At 73.9% G+C, this 16564-nt stretch carries 13 protein-coding genes; 5 read left to right on the top strand and 8 right to left on the bottom strand.

Features of this window, described 5'->3' with window-relative positions; all coding sequences use genetic code 11:
* Positions 1-57 precede the first annotated feature (57 nt).
* A complete protein-coding gene (locus AB0C99_RS07375; protein ID WP_362470664.1) occupies positions 58-1680 on the top strand; it encodes an acyl-CoA synthetase in 1623 nt (540 codons plus the stop codon).
* A gap of 5 nt (positions 1681-1685) precedes the next feature.
* Here the strand turns inward: AB0C99_RS07375 and AB0C99_RS07370 are convergent, their stop codons facing one another.
* Positions 1686-3218, bottom strand: coding sequence for an alpha/beta fold hydrolase (locus tag AB0C99_RS07370; RefSeq protein WP_362470662.1), 1533 nt, complete (start codon positions 3216-3218; stop codon positions 1686-1688).
* A 67-nt stretch (positions 3219-3285) separates the two neighbouring features.
* On the opposite strand from AB0C99_RS07370, the gene AB0C99_RS07365 reads away from it, so the two are divergent.
* On the top strand, positions 3286-4137 hold the full coding sequence (locus AB0C99_RS07365; protein ID WP_362470659.1) for a pentapeptide repeat-containing protein: 852 nt from the start codon (positions 3286-3288) through the stop codon (positions 4135-4137).
* A gap of 16 nt (positions 4138-4153) precedes the next feature.
* On the opposite strand, the gene AB0C99_RS07360 is transcribed toward AB0C99_RS07365, so the two are convergent.
* From AB0C99_RS07360 to AB0C99_RS07340, 5 genes are read right to left on the bottom strand one after another with little or no spacing between them, the layout of a single operon-like run.
* The gene (locus AB0C99_RS07360) at positions 4154-4930 is read right to left on the bottom strand and encodes a GNAT family N-acetyltransferase (RefSeq protein WP_362470656.1); all 777 of its coding nucleotides are present in this window, start codon (positions 4928-4930) and stop codon (positions 4154-4156) included.
* Positions 4931-4973: 43 nt separating this feature from the next.
* Complete coding sequence (locus AB0C99_RS07355; protein WP_362470653.1) at positions 4974-6188, bottom strand: cytochrome P450; 1215 nt, start codon at positions 6186-6188, stop codon at positions 4974-4976.
* Positions 6185-6754: a cupin domain-containing protein gene (locus AB0C99_RS07350; RefSeq protein ID WP_362470651.1), complete on the bottom strand. Its 570-nt coding sequence runs from the start codon at positions 6752-6754 to the stop codon at positions 6185-6187. The genes AB0C99_RS07355 and AB0C99_RS07350 overlap by 4 nt, the downstream gene beginning before the upstream one ends.
* 16 nt (positions 6755-6770) lie before the next feature.
* Complete coding sequence (locus AB0C99_RS07345; RefSeq protein WP_362470648.1) at positions 6771-7994, bottom strand: cytochrome P450; 1224 nt, start codon at positions 7992-7994, stop codon at positions 6771-6773.
* Positions 7991-9193, bottom strand: a complete 1203-nt coding sequence (locus AB0C99_RS07340; protein ID WP_362470646.1) for a type III polyketide synthase — start codon at positions 9191-9193, stop codon at positions 7991-7993. The genes AB0C99_RS07345 and AB0C99_RS07340 overlap by 4 nt, the downstream gene beginning before the upstream one ends.
* A 360-nt stretch (positions 9194-9553) precedes the next feature.
* Between AB0C99_RS07340 and paaK the strand changes: the two genes are divergently transcribed.
* Both paaK and AB0C99_RS07330 read left to right on the top strand, forming a co-directional pair.
* Positions 9554-10843, top strand: coding sequence for a phenylacetate--CoA ligase PaaK (gene paaK / locus AB0C99_RS07335; protein WP_362470643.1), 1290 nt, complete (start codon positions 9554-9556; stop codon positions 10841-10843).
* Between the two features lie 23 nt (positions 10844-10866).
* Positions 10867-11247, top strand: a complete 381-nt coding sequence (locus AB0C99_RS07330) for a VOC family protein (protein WP_362470641.1) — start codon at positions 10867-10869, stop codon at positions 11245-11247.
* A 15-nt stretch (positions 11248-11262) separates the two neighbouring features.
* Here AB0C99_RS07330 and AB0C99_RS07325 read toward each other — a convergent pair whose 3' ends face one another.
* Complete coding sequence (locus AB0C99_RS07325) at positions 11263-12795, bottom strand: fatty acyl-CoA synthetase (RefSeq protein ID WP_362470638.1); 1533 nt, start codon at positions 12793-12795, stop codon at positions 11263-11265.
* 131 nt (positions 12796-12926) lie between these two features.
* Here AB0C99_RS07325 and AB0C99_RS07320 point away from each other — a divergent pair, with 131 nt between their 5' ends.
* A complete protein-coding gene (locus AB0C99_RS07320) occupies positions 12927-15401 on the top strand; it encodes a penicillin acylase family protein (RefSeq protein WP_362470635.1) in 2475 nt (824 codons plus the stop codon).
* Here AB0C99_RS07320 and AB0C99_RS07315 read toward each other — a convergent pair.
* Positions 15391-16497, bottom strand: a complete 1107-nt coding sequence (locus AB0C99_RS07315; protein WP_362470633.1) for an ionic transporter y4hA — start codon at positions 16495-16497, stop codon at positions 15391-15393. The two genes, AB0C99_RS07320 and AB0C99_RS07315, sit on opposite strands and share 11 nt — an antisense overlap.
* Positions 16498-16564: the final 67 nt, after the last annotated feature.

The raw sequence follows: 16564 nt of genomic DNA, 5'->3' as shown, positions 1-16564 counted from the left end.
CTCTGATGACCGACCAGTGACCGACGGGGCAGCCCTGGGCCAGGATCAGGAGGAACGGTGGAGTACAACCTTGCCGACCTGTTCGAATCGGTCGTCGACGCGGTCCCGGACCGCGAGGCGCTGGTCTACGTCGACCACCCCGGCACCGGCGCCGAGCGCCGGCTGACCTACGCGGAGCTCGACACCGCGGCCAACCGCCTGGCCCACCACCTCGTCGACACGGGGCTGCGCCCCGGCGAACAGCTCGGCATCCACCTGTACAACGGGATCGAGTACCTCCAGACCGTGCTCGCCTGCCTCAAGGCCCGGATCGTGCCGGTCAACGTCAACTACCGGTACGTGGAGGAGGAGCTGGTCTACCTCTACCGCGACGCCGACCTGGCCGCGCTCGTCTTCGACGCGGAGTTCACCGAGCGGGTGGCGGCGGCCCGGCCGCAGACGGAGAAGCTGCGGCACCTCGTGCGGGTGGGGACCCCGCCCGAGGGGGCGCCCGAGCTCGACTGCGTGGAGTTCACGGCGGCGGAGGCGGCCGGCTCGCCGGAGCGCGGCTTCGGCCCGCGCTCCGCCGACGACCTCTTCATCATCTACACCGGCGGCACCACCGGGATGCCCAAGGGCGTGATGTGGCGGCAGGAGGACCTGTTCTTCGCGGGGCTCTTCGGCGGCGACCCCTCCGGCGAGCCGGTCAAGCGCCCCGAGGAGCTGGCCGAGCGGGTCGCCGCGGGCGCCGCCGGGATCACCTTCTTCCCGACTCCCCCGCTGATGCACGGCACCTCGACGCTCACCTCGTTCGTCGCCTTCAACTACGGGCAGCGGGTGGTCGTCCACCGCAAGTACGTGCCCGAGGAGGTGCTGCGGACCATCGAGAAGGAGAAGGTCTCCAGCGTCTCGCTGGTCGGCGACGCGATGCTGCGCCCGCTGATCGACGCCCTGCACGGGCCGCTCAAGGGCACCGACCTGTCGGCGCTGTTCAGCCTCTCCTCCTCGGGCGCCATCATGTCCGACACCGTCCGCGCCCAGTTCCAGGCGCTCGCGCCGAACGTGCTGCTGCTCAACAACTTCGGCTCCTCGGAGTCCGGCTCCAACGGCCGGGCCACCGACGACTCGGGCCCCGAGAAGGGCTTCCGGCTGCACGTCAACGAGCGCACCCAGGTGGTCGACCCGGCCACCCACGAGCTCGTCGGCGTCGGCGAGATCGGCCGGCTCGCGCAGCGCGGGCACGTGCCGCTCGGCTACTACAACGACCCGGCCAAGACCGCCGAGACCTTCTTCCAGCGGGACGGCGTGCGCTGGGTGCTGCTCGGCGACATGGCCACCGTCGACGAGGACGGCATCGTCACCGTCCTCGGCCGGGGCTCGCAGTGCATCAACACCGGCGGCGAGAAGGTCTATCCGGAGGAGGTCGAGCAGGCGCTCAAGTCCCACCCGGACATCTACGACGCCCTGGTCGCCGGGGTCCCGGACCCGCGCTGGGGCAACCACGTCGCCGCCGTGGTCGAGCTGCGCGCGGGCGCCGCGCCGCTGGACCTGGCGGCCGTGCAGGACCACTGCCGCACCCGCCTGGCCGGCTACAAGGTGCCGCGCCAGCTCGTCCTCGCCGACCGGATCCAGCGCTCCCCCAGCGGCAAGGCCGACTACCGCTGGGCCCGTTCGGTGGCCGTGGCGGCGGACGCCAACTAGGACCGTCAGACGCCGAACTCCCTCAGGGCGGCCAGGAATTCACGCGGCCGGGCATCGTGCACCAGGTGCCCGGCCTCGATCGTGACCAGCCGCGCGTCCGGGACCCGCTCCGCCATCCAGACCAGGTGGCCCTGCGGCAGGTGGCTGTCCGGGCCGCCGCCGACGATCAGGGTCGGCGCGGTGACCGCCGTCAGCTCCTCGCGCCAGGCCGGGTCCGGCGCGTTCAGGTCCGCGTTGGTCGCGTCGAGCACCGCCCAGTCGAAGGCCGCGCCCTCCTCGGGCGGGCCCGAGGGGCCGCGCGGCGGCAGGACCGGGAAGAACACCGGGGCGTCCTCCAGGACCAGCCGCCCGATCAGCGCCGGCTCCCGCTGGGCCAGCAGGCAGGCCGCCGCCCCGCCCATCGAGTGCCCGACGACGGTGGCCCCGGCCAGCCCGAGGGCCTTCAGGAAGCCGCCGATCTCGTCGCGCAGCGCCGCGAAGCCGTACTCCCCCGGACGGTCGCTCAGCCCGTGGCCGCGCAGGTCGAGGGCGTACACCCGCCGGTCGGCGGCGAGCGGGGCGGCGATCCCGGCCCAGTCGGTGGAGTCGGCGCCCCGGCCGTGCACCAGGACCACCGGCGGGGCGTCCTCGGGGCCGCTCACCCGGTACGCGAGCCGGACCCCGTCGACGGTGACCGTGCGCACCGCCGGGTCGAGGAAGGCGGCGACCGCGCGGGTGAAGGCGCCCGGGTCGTCGACCCAGGGGTAGTGCCCGGCGTCCGCCTGGACGACCAGCTCCGCGTGCGGGAAACAGGCGGCCAGCCGGGCGGCCTTCGCCGGGGTCGGGGAGGCGTCGAGCGCGCCCGCGAGGACCAGCACGGGGGCCGTGAGGGCGGCCAGCGCGGCGCGGGTGGCCTCGGGGTCGAGCGCCCCCGGCGCGTAGAAGCGCTCCCACGCCTCCCAGTTCGTCTGCTCGTCGAGGCCCGCCGCGTGGGCGCGGGCGGCCTCGTCCCAGCGCCCGTAGGCGAAGGGCATGAGGAGGGCGACCTCCTCCCGGGGCGGCGTGGCCGGATCGAGCGCGTCCAGGGCGGCCCGCAGCTCCGGGTACCAGGGCCGGTCGGCGAAGACCTCGACCGCCTCGTCCCATTCCGCGTCGGAGGTCTCGATGCCGAGCGCCCGGCCCCCGACGGTCACCAGGACCAGCGAGCGCACCCGCCCGGGGTGCGCGGCGGCGTACAGGGTCGCCAGGGCGCCGCCCCCGGAGTGGCCCAGCAGGTCGATCCGGTCGAGCCCGAGGTGGACGCGGAGCGCCTCGACGTCGGCGACCTGCCGGTCGCAGCGGTAGCTCGCCGGGTCGGCGGGCACCGCGCTCGCCCCGGTGCCCCGCGGGTCGAACAGGACCAGGGCGCGGTGGGCGGACAGTCCGCCGAGGTCGCCGAGGTGGACCGCGTCGCGCATCGGGCCGCCGGGCAGCACGACGAGGGGCTCGCCCTCGCCGCGTGTCCGGTAGGAGAGTTCGGTGCCGTCGTAGGTGGTGAAGGTCTGTGTCCGCTCGGCCATGCCGCCGATCATGACCAGCCGCGTCCCGGCGCCGCAACCGGGTTCGCCCACAGCGCGATACGGTGGGATGTCCGCCCCCACCAGCGAAGGAAGCCGTTCCACCGTGTCCGATACCCGTCAGTCCGAACTGCGCGGCGACTGCGCGAACTGCTTCGGCCTGTGCTGTGTGGCCCTCCCCTTCGCCAAGTCCGCGGACTTCGCCGTGAACAAGTCCTCGGGCGAGCCCTGCCGGAACCTCCAGGAGGACTTCCGCTGCGGCATCCACACCCGGCTGCGGGACAGCGGCTTCCGCGGCTGCACCGTGTACGACTGCTTCGGCGCCGGGCAGCGGGTCTCCCAGGTGACCTTCGGCGGCGTCTCCTGGCGCGAGGCCCCGGACACCGCGCGGCGCATGTACGAGGTGTTCCCGGTGATGCGCCAGCTCCACGAGCTGCTCCGCTATCTGACCGAGGCCCGCGCCCTGCCCGCGACCCGGACGCTCCACGCGGAGCTCGACCGGGCGCTGGCCCGGGTGACCGCGCTGGCCGAGGGCGGCCCGGCGGAGCTGGAGGGGCTGGACGTGGCCCCGGTGCGGGCCGAGGTGAACCCGCTGCTCCTGAAGAGCAGCGCGCTGGTCCGCGCCGCCGCGGGCGGGAAGCCGAAGAGCCGGCGCGGCGCCGACCTGATCGGGTCCCGGCTGCGCGGGGCGAAGCTGCGCGGCGCCGACCTGCGCGGGGCGCTGCTGATCGCCGCCGACCTGTCGGGCGCGGACCTGTCGCTGGCCGATCTGATCGGCGCGGACCTGCGGGACGCCGACCTGTCGGGGGCGGACCTGACCGGGGCGCTCTTCCTCACCCAGCCGCAGCTGAACGCGGCGCGCGGCGACGCCGCCACCCGGCTGCCGGAGGGGTTCGAGCGCCCGGCCCACTGGTCCCGCTGAGCCGTCGCGCGCGGGCTCAGACCTCGTACTCGTACGGGGTCATGGTGGTCAGCTCCGCGAAGCCGAGGCGCCGGAGGATGGGGCGGCTGGTGGGCGCGGCGTCCACCTGGACGTAGCGGTAGCCGCGGGCGATCGCGGTGCGGGCGCGGTGCGAGACGAGGGCGCGGTAGAGGCCCTTGCCGCGCCATTCGGCGACGGTGCCGCCGCCGTACAGGCCCGCGAAGTCGCAGCCCTCGGGCAGGTCGAGGCGGCCTGAGCTGACGGGGACGCCGTCGGCGAGGGCGACGACCGCGGCGACGGAGTCGGGCGCGGCGGTGAGCTGGTCGAGCATCCGGCTGACGTACTGCGAGCTGTCGGTGCCGAACGCCTTCTCGTGCACCTCGGCCATCATCCGCACCCCGGCCTCGTCGGTGACCGCGTGGAGTTCCACGCCCGGCGGCAGGTCGACGGCGGCGGGCAGCGAGTCGGCCTCGGCGACCATGAGGGTCTCGGGCTCCTCGGCGGTGAACCCGGCGGCGAGGAGCCTGTCGGCGAGGTCGGCGGGGCCGTCGTGGCCGTACACGGTCCATTCGAAGGAGCGGCCGGCGGCGCGGAAGTAGCGGATCTGGGCCTCGATGGCGGCGTCGGCGTCGGTCTCGCCGAGGCCGGACCAGAGGACGCCGTTCCAGGCGTAGGCGGGTCCGGTGTGGCGGACGACGGAGCCGTCGCGCTCGACGTGGCAGCCGGGGCCGTCGGGGCGGGCGTCGATCCGGCGCTGGCGGTCGAAGCGGATGCGGAGTGCGGTGATGTCCATGGCCGCCCACTCAACCTCGCGGGCGGCCGGGACGCCACTGGTTTTACCAGGTCACGGGCAGGGCCTCGGGGCCTCGGTTGACCGTGCCCGCGCGCCAGGCGATCTCGTCGGGCGGGACGGCGAGGCGGAGGGCGGGGAAGCCTGTGAGCAGGGTGGTGAGCATCACCTCGGCCTCCATGCGGGCCAGTTGGGCGCCCGCGCAGTAGTGGGCGCCGTGGCCGAAGGCGAGGTGCGGGGCCTCGTCGCGGGCGAGGTCGAGCCGGTCGGGCTCGGTGTAGACGGAGGGGTCGCGGTTGGCCGCTGGGTAGAAGACGTAGACGGCCTCGCCCTCGCGAATGGTGACGCCGCCGACCTCGACGTCGGCGGTGGCGACCCGGGGCATCCCGACGCCGTCGCGCTGGGGGATGTAGCGGAGGAGTTCGTCGACGGCCCGGGGCAGCCGCGCGGGGTCCTCGCGGAGCTTCGCGGTCTGCGCGGGGTGGGTGAGGAGCACGTACACCATGGTGGAGACGATGTTGCGGACGGCGTCGAGGCCGTTGAGGGTGAGCATGACGGCCATGGAGACCAGTTCGGGGGTGCTGATGCCGCCGGTCTCGCGGGCGGCGGCGAGTTCGCTGACGAGGTCGTCGCCGGGGTGGGCGGCCCGGTGCCGGGCGAGGTCGGCGAAGTAGCCGGCGATCTCCTTCTTGACGGCTTCGCCCGCGGCGGCGGTGGTGGCGTTCGACAGCAGTCCGGCGCGCCAGGTCTGGACGCGGTCGAGGTCGGCGGCGGGGACGCCGAGGAGTTCGGCGACGACGGTGGCGGAGAGCGGGCCGACGAAGGTCTCGGCGAGGTCGGCGGGCGGGCCGGTCTCCAGGGTGCGCAGGGCGTGGGCCTCGGCGGTCCGCTCGGTGTGGGCGCGCAGGGCGGCCATCCGGCGGCGGCCGAAGGTGGGGGCGATGAGGCGGCGCAGCCGGGTGTGGTCGGGCGGGTCGGCGCGGCCGACGCCGCCGGCGGGGGCGAGGGTGTGCGGGGTCATGCTGGTGATGGGCCGGCCGACGGTGGCGGCGCGGCTGAGCCGGGGGTCGGCGGAGACGAGCTTGACGTCCTCGTAGCGGGTGACGAGCCAGGCGTGGCCCTCGCCGTGCGGGAGGCGGACCCGGGCCACCGGCTCCTCGTGGAGGAGCCGGTGCGGGAGCGGGTCGAAGACGGTGCCGGGCAGCGGGGTGGGGGCCCAGTCGTGGACGACCCGCCCGGGTCTGTCGGGGGGCCGCGTCATGGCGTGGGGACCGTTCCGCGCGGGGCTCCGGCGTCGTGCCGGAGCGGGGTGATCTGGTCGATGTCGTAGCGGATGCGGAGCTGTTCGATGGCGGCGTGATCCACGGGGCCGCCGGAGCCGAGGATGTCCATGAGCTCCTCGAAGTAGCGCTCGTGGTCGGGTGGGGGCGATGCCTGGAACAGCATCCGTACGGGTTCCCCGGTGGGGTTGGCGAAGGCGTGCGGGCAGCCGGGCGGTACCAGCATCAGGGTGCCCGCGGTGGCTCGGACGGCTCGCTGGCCGGAGGCGGACTCCCAGTCGCGCCAGCTGTCGCGGGTGCGGACGAGGGGTTCGAAGGCGAGGACGTCGAGCTCGCCCTCCAGCACGTAGAAGAGCTCCTCGCTGTGTCCGTGGGCGTGCGCGCCGACGTCGAAGCCGGGCGGGACGAGGACCTCGAAGGTGGAGGAGGTGGGGGTGTGTTCGCCGGTCACCTTGAAGGTGACGCGCTGGGCGGCGGTGGTGAGGGTCTTGCCGTGGCCGGGCGGCACGATGAGGCCGCCGCCCGGTCCGATGGCGGTCGCGGTCATGGGGCGGCGGTTCCTCTCACCAGGTGACGGGCAGGGTCTCGGGGCCGCGGATGAGGGCGCCGCGCTGCCAGCGGATCTCCTCCTCGGGGACGGCGAGCCGCAGGTCGGGGAAGCGGGTCCACAAGGAGTCGAGGAGGATCTCGGACTCGATGCGGGCGAGCGCGGAGCCGGGGCAGTAGTGCGGGCCGTGGCCGAAGGCGACGTGCGGGTTGTAGCCGCGGTCGAAGTCGAGCTTCTCCGGGTCGGGGAAGACGGCGGGGTCGCGGTTGGCGGTGAGGTACGAGACGTAGACGGGGTCGCCCTCGGCGATGCGGACGCCGCCGACCTCGACGTCCTCCAGCGCGATCCGGGAGAGGCCGACCGCGTTGCGGTGCGGGATGTAGCGCAGCAGTTCGTCGACGGCCTGCGGGAGGAGCGCGGGTTCGGCGCGCAGCCGGGCCAGGTGCTCGGGGTGGGTGAGCAGGGCGTAGACCATGTTGGCGCTGTTGTTGCGGACGGCGTGGGCGCCGCCGATCTGGATGAGGACGGCGAGGCCGACGGCCTCGTTCTCGTCCAGGGTGCCGTCGTCGATCGCGTCGGCGAGGACGGCGGCGAGGGTCTCCTTGCCGGTGCCGTGGTTGCGGCCGATGAGCTCGGTGAAGTAGCGGGCCATCTCGCTCTTGGCGCGTTCGCTGGCCTCGCGGCCGGCGCCGGCGGAGATGATGGCGTCGGACCAGTTCGCCATGAGGGGCTGGTCGCCGTCGGGGACGCCCATGAGCTCGCTGACCATGGCGAGCGGGAAGGGGCGGTTGACGAGCTCCATCAGGTCGGCGGGCGGGCCGTGCCGTTCGAGCCGGTCGAGCAGGCCGTCCATGACGGCCTGGGCGTGCTCGCGCAGGGAGCGCAGGGCGCGGGCGCTGAACGCGCGGGCGACGACCCGGCGCATCCGGGTGTGGTCCGGCGGGTCGGCGAAGCCGACGGCGCCTTCCATGGGGATGAAGTGGGGGGCGAGCCGGGTGATGGAGCGCCCGTAGACGGCCTGGCGGCTGAACCGGGGGTCCACGGAGACGAACTTGACGTCCTCGTAGCGGGTGACGAGCCAGGCGTGGCCCTCGCCGTGCGGGAGGCGGACCCGTGAGACGGGGTCCTCGTGGAGGAGCTTGGCGAGGAGGGGGTCGAAGGCGAGGCCGGTGAGGTCGGGGACGGCCCAGAAGTGCACGTGGGGGGCGTCGCTGTCCTGGGAGGTCGTGGTCGTGGTCATGGGGTCACCGTCGCTGTCGTGGTGAGTGGGGGGCCGAGGGGGGTGTCGGGAGGGGTGTCGTGACACGTAGCGGGACGGGTGTCGGGACGGGTGTCGAGAGGGGTGTCACGCGGGAGGTCTCGGGAGGGGCCTTCGCAGGGGGGTGCGGAGGGGTCGCGGGTCCAGCTGCCGAGGGAGATCTCGGCGGTGATGCCGGGGCCGAAGCCGGCGATGAGGCCGGTGGCGCCGTCGGCGGCGCCGCCCTCGTCGAAGAGGCGGCGCAGGGCGTCGAGGACGACGGCGCTGGCGATGTTGCCGTACTCGGTGAGGGTGGCCCGGCTGAAGCGGAACTGGTCGGGGACGACGTCGAGGTGCTTGGACAGGTCGTCGAGGATGCGGGGGCCGCCGGCGTGGACGAGGTAGAAGTCCTGGCGGCCGGCGTCCCGTCCGTGCCGGGCGGCGAGGTCCACGAGGGCGGGGGCGAGCTGCTCCATGGTGCCGGGGACGCGCTGGTCGAGCAGGAAGTGGAAGCCGGTCTCGCGGACCCGGTAGGCGATCCAGTCCTCGGTGCCGGGGACCAGGTGGGAGCCGTTGCGCTCCAGGCGGACGCCGGTGCCGCCGGAGCCCCGGACCACGGCGGCGGCGACGGCGTCGCCGAAGAGGCCGTTGGAGAGCAGGTTGCCGACGGTGAGGTCGGTGGGCTGGTAGCACAGGGAGCAGAACTCGCAGGCGACGATGAGCACGTGGGCGCCGGGGTAGGCGGCGCAGAAGTCGTGGGCCCGGTTGATCGCCGCTCCGCCGGCGGCGCAGCCGAGCTGGGCGACGGGGAGCTGGCGGGTGTCCGCGCGGAAGCCCAGGTTGTTGATCATCCAGGCGGTGAGCGAGGGCATCATGAACCCGGTGCACGAGACGTAGACGATGAGGTCGATGTCGTGGGCCTGGAGTCCGGCGTTGCGCAGCGCCTCGGCGACGACGGCGGGGACGCGTGCCTTGGCCTCGGTCTCGTACGTCGCGTTGCGCGCCTCGAAGCCCGGGTGGGCGAGGGTGCGCCCGATGGGCTGCACGAGGTGCCTCTTGGCGACGCCGGTGTTCTCGATCAGGCGCAGCACGAGCGGGAGCCGCTCGTGGTCCGCGTGCAGGGCGCGGGCCAGATCGAGGGTCTCTTCCCGGGTGATGACGTGCTCGGGCACGGCGACGGCGGGACGGCACAGGACAGGCATGGGGGTCCATTTCGTCCGGGGGGTGGGGAGGGGAGCCGGACGGGATCATCTTCCGTTCCCCCTTCCCCGGCGCAGCACCGTTCCTGCGCTCCCGGGGACAATCACACCCGAATGTGTGATCTTCGGCAGACGTCCGTGACCTGCGGGAAAGCGCTTCGGGAGCGCGTCGGCGGCGGCCCGGACGACGGCTCCCGGGGGCGCGGCGGGCGGCCGGACACCCGAGCGAGGAAAAACCCCTCCCGACCCCTTGCCAAGCCCCGGGGGCGGCCGGATTTACTGATCCCGGAAGATCGACCGAATGATCGGTCGTCCGTTTTACGGCGGGCGGCGGGTGGTACGCGAGGCGAGGGAGTGGCGCACATGGGCGAGCTGCTGGACGCGGGCGAGCGACTCGGACGCGAGGAGCTGGAGACCCTCCAGCTGGAACGGCTGCGCGCGACCCTGCGGCACGCGTACGCGCACGTGGACTTCTACCGGCAGGCGTTCGACGCGGCCGGGGTGCGGCCCGAGGACTGCCGGAGCCTGGCCGACCTGGCCCGCTTCCCCTTCACCGCCAAGGCCGACCTGCGCGCCCACTACCCCTTCGGGATGTTCGCCGTCGACCAGTCGGAGATCCGCCGCATCCACGCCTCCAGCGGCACCACCGGGCGGCCCACCGTGGTCGGCTACACGGAGCGGGATCTGGACACCTGGGCGGACGTGGTCGCCCGCTCGCTGCGCGCGGCGGGCGCCCGGCCCGGCCACAAGGTCCATGTGGCCTACGGCTACGGGCTGTTCACCGGCGGCCTCGGCGCCCACTACGGGGCCGAGCGGCTCGGCTGCACGGTGATCCCCGCCTCCGGCGGCATGACCGCCCGGCAGGTCCAGCTGATCCAGGACTTCCGGCCGGAGGTCATCATGGTCACCCCCTCGTACATGCTCACCCTGCTCGACGAGTTCGAGCGGCAGGGCGTCGACCCGCGCACCACCTCCCTGAAGGTCGGCGTGTTCGGGGCGGAGCCCTGGACCGAGGAGATGCGCCGGGAGATCGAGGAGCGCTTCGCCCTGGACGCCGTGGACATCTACGGGCTGTCCGAGGTGATGGGCCCGGGGGTGGCGCAGGAGTGCGCGGAGACCAAGGACGGCCTCCACATCTGGGAGGACCACTTTCTTCCGGAGGTCGTCGACCCGATCACCGGCGAGGTGCTGCCGGACGGCGAGGAGGGCGAGCTGGTCTTCACCTCGCTCACCAAGGAGGCCATGCCGGTGATCCGCTACCGCACCCGGGACCTCACCCGGCTGCTGCCCGGCACCGCCCGGGTCTTCCGGCGGATGGAGAAGGTCACCGGGCGCACCGACGACATGGTCATCCTGCGCGGGGTGAACCTCTTCCCCACCCAGATCGAGGAGATCGTCCTGCGCACCCCCGCCGTCGCCCCGCACTTCCAGCTCCGGCTCACCCGCGAGGGACGCCTGGACGCCCTGACCGTGCGGGCCGAGGCGCGCGCCGGGGCCACGCCGGAGGAGCGCCGGGAGGCCGCCCGCGCGATCGCCGCCGCCGTCAAGGACGGGATCGGTGTCTCGGTCGGTGTGGAGGTGGTGGACCCGGAGACGCTGGAGCGTTCGGTGGGGAAGATCAAGCGGATCGTCGACCTCCGGGACGGCGCGTAGCCTGGAGGCAGGAGGTGGTTGCGATGCTGTCGGAGTCCCCCATCGCCGCGATCATTCCGGTCAACGACATGGCCCGCGCGAAGCGCTTCTACACCGACACCCTCGGCCTGACGCTCGTCAAGGAATCGCCCCAGGACGTGATGTTCGAGACCGGGGGGTCCATGATCGGCCTGTACGAGACCCCCTACGGCGGCCAGGCCCAGCACACGCTCGCGAGCTGGAAGGTCGCCGATCTCGACGGCGAGATGAAGGAGCTGCGGGGCAGGGGCGTGACCTTCGAGGAGTACGACCTGCCCGGCCTGAAGACGGTCGACGGCGTGGTCGAGTCGGACGACATGCGGGGCGCCTGGTTCAAGGACAGCGAGGGCAACGTGCTGTGCGTGATGGAGACCCGCGAGGGCTGAAGCCCGCGCCGGCCGTCAGGCCGCCCCGTAGCGGTCGCGCAGCTCGCGCTTGAGGATCTTCCCGCTGGCGTTGCGGGGCAGCTCGGCCACGAAACGCACCCGCTTGGGCGCCTTGAAGTGGGCGAGCTTCTCCCGTGCGTGCGCGAGGAGTTCGGCTTCGGTGACCTCGGCGCGCCGCACGACGAAGGCGGTGACCGCCTCGATCCAGCGCGCGTCGGGGAGGCCGACGACGGCGGCCTCGGCGACGGCGGGGTGGGTGTAGAGGGCGTCCTCGACCTGCCGGGAGGCGACGAGGACGCCCCCGGAGTTGATGACGTCCTTGACCCGGTCGACGACGGTCAGAAAGCCCTCGGCGTCGCGCACGACCAGGTCGCCGGAGTGGAACCAGCCGCCGCGGAAGGCCGCCGCGGTCTCCTCCGGCTTCTCCCAGTAGCCCGCGCACAACTGCGGTGAGCGGTAGACGACTTCGCCCGGGGTGCCGTCGGGGACGTCCGCGCCGTCCTCGTCGACGACCCGGGCCTCGACGTGACGGACCGGGCGCCCGCAGGAGTCCAGCCGGCCCTCGTGCTCCGCCGGGCCGAGGACGGTGGCGAGCGGGCCGATCTCGGACTGCCCGAAGCAGTTGTAGAAGCGCAGTCCGGGCAGCCGGGCGCGCAGCCGCTCCAGGACCGGTACGGGCATGATCGAGGCGCCGTAGTACGCCTTGCCGAGGGCGGCGAGGTCGCGGGTGGCGAAGCCCGGGTGGTTGGCCAGCCCGATCCACACGGTCGGCGGCGCGAACAGGCTGTCGCAGCGGCCGGATTCGACGAGGCCGAAGAGGAGCTCCGGGTCGGGGCCGTCGACGATGGTGTTCTCCGCGCCCACGGCGAGGTACGGCAGCAGGAAGACGTGCAGCTGGGCCGAGTGGTACAGCGGCAGCGCGTGCACGGGCCGGTCGTCCTCGCCGAGGTCCAGGGCCTCGATGGCGCTCGCGTACTCGTGGACCAGGGCCCGGTGGGTCATCATCGCGCCCTTGGGCAGGGCGGTGGTGCCCGAGGTGTAGAGGAGCTGGACGAGGTCGCCGGGGTCGCGGTCGGCGTCGTACGGCCGGGGCGCGGCCAGCTCCGCGAGCAGCGAGCCCTCGGCGTCCCGCAGCGCCCGCACGGGCACGTCCTCCGGCACCCGGCCGGCCAGCGCCGGGTCGGCGAGGACCAGGGCGCTGCCGGACTGACGCAGCAGGTAGTCGAGGTCCTCGCCGGTGAGGTGGTGGTTGACCGGCACGTGGACGAGTCCGGCGCGGGCGCAGGCCAGGAAGGCGATCAGGTACGCGTCCGAGTTGTGCCCGTAGGTGGCGACCCGGTCCCCGGCCGCGAGCCCGGCGCCGTCGGGGTCGCGCAGCACGGCGGCGGCGGTCGAGACGGCGGTGTCCAGCTCCGCGTAGCTCCAGGTCCGGTCGGCGTAGCGGACGGCGGTCCGGTCGGGGACGCGCCGGGCGCTGTGGCGCAGCACGCTGTCGACGGTACGGGTGAGCAGGCCGCGCTCCGGGCCTCGATCCAGTCCTCGGTCCATGGACGCCGATCTTGGGCGGGCCGGGGCGGCCGGTCAAGTACCCGGATACCGAACGGGATGTTGACAAAGCAAGCGCTCAGCTGAATGCATGGCCCAACCCGCACGCTCCGTACGCCCGTTGGGAGGAAACCTTGCACTCGCGCAGCACGCTCCCCGCCCGGTTCCGACGCCTGGCCCTGGTCGGCGCGGCCCTCGCGACCGTCACCGCCTCACTGCCCGCCGCGGCCGTCGCCGACACCGGCGACCGGGGGCATCACCCCTCGGACCGCGGCCTGTCGGCCGTCATCCGCTACACCGAGTACGGCATCCCGCACATCGTGGCGAAGGACTACGCGAACCTGGGCTTCGGCACCGGCTGGGCGCAGGCCGCGGACCAGGTCTGCGTGCTCGCCGACGGCTTCGTCACCGTGGACGGCGAACGCTCGCGGTACTTCGGCGCCGACGGCGCTCCCGACGGCTCGCTGTCCTCGGCGACGAGGAACCTCTCCAGCGACCTGTTCTTCCGCGGCGCGAAGGACGCCCGCACGGTGGAGGCGCTGCTCGCCACACCCGCGCCCGCCGGTCCGAGCCGGCAGTCCCGGGAGCTGATGCGGGGCTGGGCCGCCGGGTACAACGCCTGGCTGCGGAAGAACCGGATCACCGACCCGGCCTGCGCGGGCGCGGCCTGGGTCCGCCCGGTCACCGAGCTCGACGTGGCCCGGCGCGGCTGGGCCGTGTCCGTCCTCGGCGGGCAGGGGCGGGGCGCCGACGGCATCACGGCCGCCGCGCCCCCGGCCGCCGCCGGGACCGGGGCCACCGGGCCGGCCGCCGCCGGGCCGGCCGCCGCCGGGCCGGCCGCCGCCGGGCGCGCCGCCGGGGCCGGGGGCTCCCCCGCCGTCCCGGACCCGGAGCGCACCGCCGAGGCGGCGCGGACGCTGTTCGCGGCCGAGAACGCCACGATGGGCTCGAACGCCGTCGCCTTCCAGGGCGGCACCACGGCGAACGGGCGCGGGCTGCTGCTGGGCAACCCGCACTACCCCTGGCAGGGCGGCCGGCGCTTCTGGCAGTCGCAGCAGACGATCCCCGGCGAGCTGAACGTCTCCGGCGCCTCGCTGCTCGGCACCGTCCCGGTCAGCATCGGCTTCAACGAGAAGGTGGCCTGGAGCCACACCGTCGCCACCGGCGTGCCGCTCAGCCTGCACCAGCTCACCCTCGACCCGGCCGACCCCACCGCGTACCTGGTGGACGGCAGGCCGGAGCGGATGACCCGGCGGACGGTCACGGTCGCGGTCAAGGACGGCGCCCCCGTCACCCGTACCCAGTGGTGGACCCGGTACGGGCCGGTCGTCTCCGGGCTCGGCGCGCAGCTCCCGCTGCCGTGGACCGCGACGACGGCGTACGCGCTGAACGACCCGAACGCGGCGAACCTGCGGGCCTCCGACACGGCGCTGGGCTTCGCCCGGGCCCGGTCCACGCAGGGCCTGGCCGACGCGCTGCGGCGGACCCAGGGCCTGCCGTGGGTGAACACGATCGCCGCCGACTCCTCGGGCCACACCCTCTTCACCCAGTCCCAGGTGCTGCCGAGGATCACCGACGAGCTGGCCGCGCGCTGCTCGACCCCGCTCGGCCGGGCCACCTACCCGGCCTCGGGCGTCGCGGTGCTGGACGGCTCGCGCGCGGAGTGCGCGCTCGGCTCGGACCCGGACGCGGCGCAGCCGGGGATCTTCGGGCCCGCGCGGATGCCGGTGCTGCGGGACGCCCCGTACGTGGAGAACTCCAACGACAGCGCCTGGCTGGCCAACGCCGAGCGGCCGGTCACCGGCTACGAGCGGATCTTCGGCACGATCGGGACGCAGCGCTCGCTGCGCACCCGGGGCGCGGTCGAGGACGTGGCGGCCATGGCGGCCCGGGGCGGCCTGACCGTGGCCGACCTCCAGCGGCAGCAGTACGCCGACCGGGCGCCGGCCGGTGATCTGGCGGCGGCCGACACGGCGCGGGCCTGCGCGGCGGTGCTCGCGGACGAGCCGGAGGCGTGCCGGGTGCTGGGCGCGTGGGACCGGACGATGGACGCGGGGAGCCGGGGCGCGCTGCTCTTCGACCGGTTCTGGCGCCGGTTCACGGCGACGGTGCCGGGGGCGGAGCAGTGGAAGGTGCCGTTCTCGGCGGCCGACCCGGTCGGCACCCCGAACACCCTGAACACCGGCGCGCCGGGCTTCGCCAAGGCCCTGCGGGACGCGGTGGCCGAGCTGCGGGCGGCGGGGATCGCGCTGGACGCGCCACTCGGGCGGCACCAGTTCGTGGTGCGCGACGGGGTGCGGATCCCGGTGGGCGGCGGCACCGAGGCGCTGGGCGTCTGGAACAAGACGGAGCCGGTGTGGAACCCGGCGGGCGGCGGCTACACGGAGGTCGCGCACGGGACCAGCCATGTGCAGGCGGTGGGCTGGGACGGCGGGCGGTGCCCGGTGGCCCGCACGCTGCTGACCTACTCCCAGTCCTCGAACCCTCGCTCGCCGCACTACAGCGACCAGACGGCGCTGTACTCCGGCGAGCGCTGGGTGACCTCCCGTTTCTGCGAGAAGGACATCCTGCGCTCGCCGGAGCTGAGGGTCGTGGTCGTCAGGGGCTGAACGACAGGAACACGAAGGCGGCGAAGATCGACAGATGGACGCCGCCCTGGAGCAGCGTGGCCCGTCCGGGCACCACGGTCAGGGCGCTCACCACGGCGGTGAGGCCGAGCAGCACCATGTGGAGGGGGCCCAGGCCGAGGACGAGGGGGCCGGAGAGCCAGATGGAGGCCAGCGCGATCGCCGGGATGGTCAGACCGATGCTGGCGATGGCGGAGCCGTAGGCCAGGTTCATGCTGGTCTGCATCCGGTCCCGGCGGGCCGCGCGGACGGCGGCGAGGGTCTCGGGGAGCAGCACCATGAGGGCGATCACGACACCGACGACCGCCTTGGGCAGTCCGGCGGACTCGACGCCCTCCTCGATGGTGGGCGAGACCAGCTTGGCGTTGCCGACCACGGCGATCAGGGCGAGGAGGAGCAGCCCGAGGCTGATCCACATCTCGCGGGAGGTCGGCGGGTCGGCGTGGTCGTCCTCGGACTCCTTGCCGCCCTGGCCGGGCCGTGGCACCGGGAGGAAGTAGTCGCGGTGCCGGACCGTCTGCACCGCGACGAACACGCCGTACAGGCAGATGGAGGCGACGGCGGCGAAGGCGAGCTGGGCGCTGGAGAACTCGGCGCCGGGGTGGCTGGTGGTGAAGGTCGGCAGCACCAGGGTCATCACCGCGAGGGTGCAGACGGTGGCGAGGGCGCCGCCGGAGCCCTCGGCGTTGAAGACGGCGACGCGGTTGCGCAGGGCGCCGACGAGCAGCGACAGGCCGACGATGCCGTTGCAGGTGATCATGACGGCGGCGAAGACAGTGTCACGGGCGTAGGTGGAGGTGCCGCTGCCGCCGCCGGCCATCAGGGTGACGATCAGGCCGACCTCGATGATGGTGACGGCGACCGCGAGGACGAGGGAGCCGTAGGGCTCGCCGATCCGGTGGGCGATCACCTCCGCGTGGTGCACGGCGGCGAGCACCGCGGCGAAGAGACAGGCCGCGATGAGGACCACCGCGAAGCCGGGCAGGTCACGCCCCCAGCCGAGGGCGAGGCCCACCGCGGCGACGATCGGCCCCCAGGTGGTCCATTGTCGGGTCAGTGCTGCCGTGCTCGAACTCATGCCTTGAATCCTGCCATAAAGGGAGGATCGCCTTCCGTCCCACCGCGTGGGCCGGGAGCTGACAGAA

The organism is Streptomyces sp. NPDC048659, from assembly GCF_040650575.1.
Lineage (GTDB): Bacteria > Actinomycetota > Actinomycetes > Streptomycetales > Streptomycetaceae > Streptomyces.
Note: the sequence above shows the minus strand (reverse complement) of the source record. Positions and strands in the feature narration are given on the sequence as shown.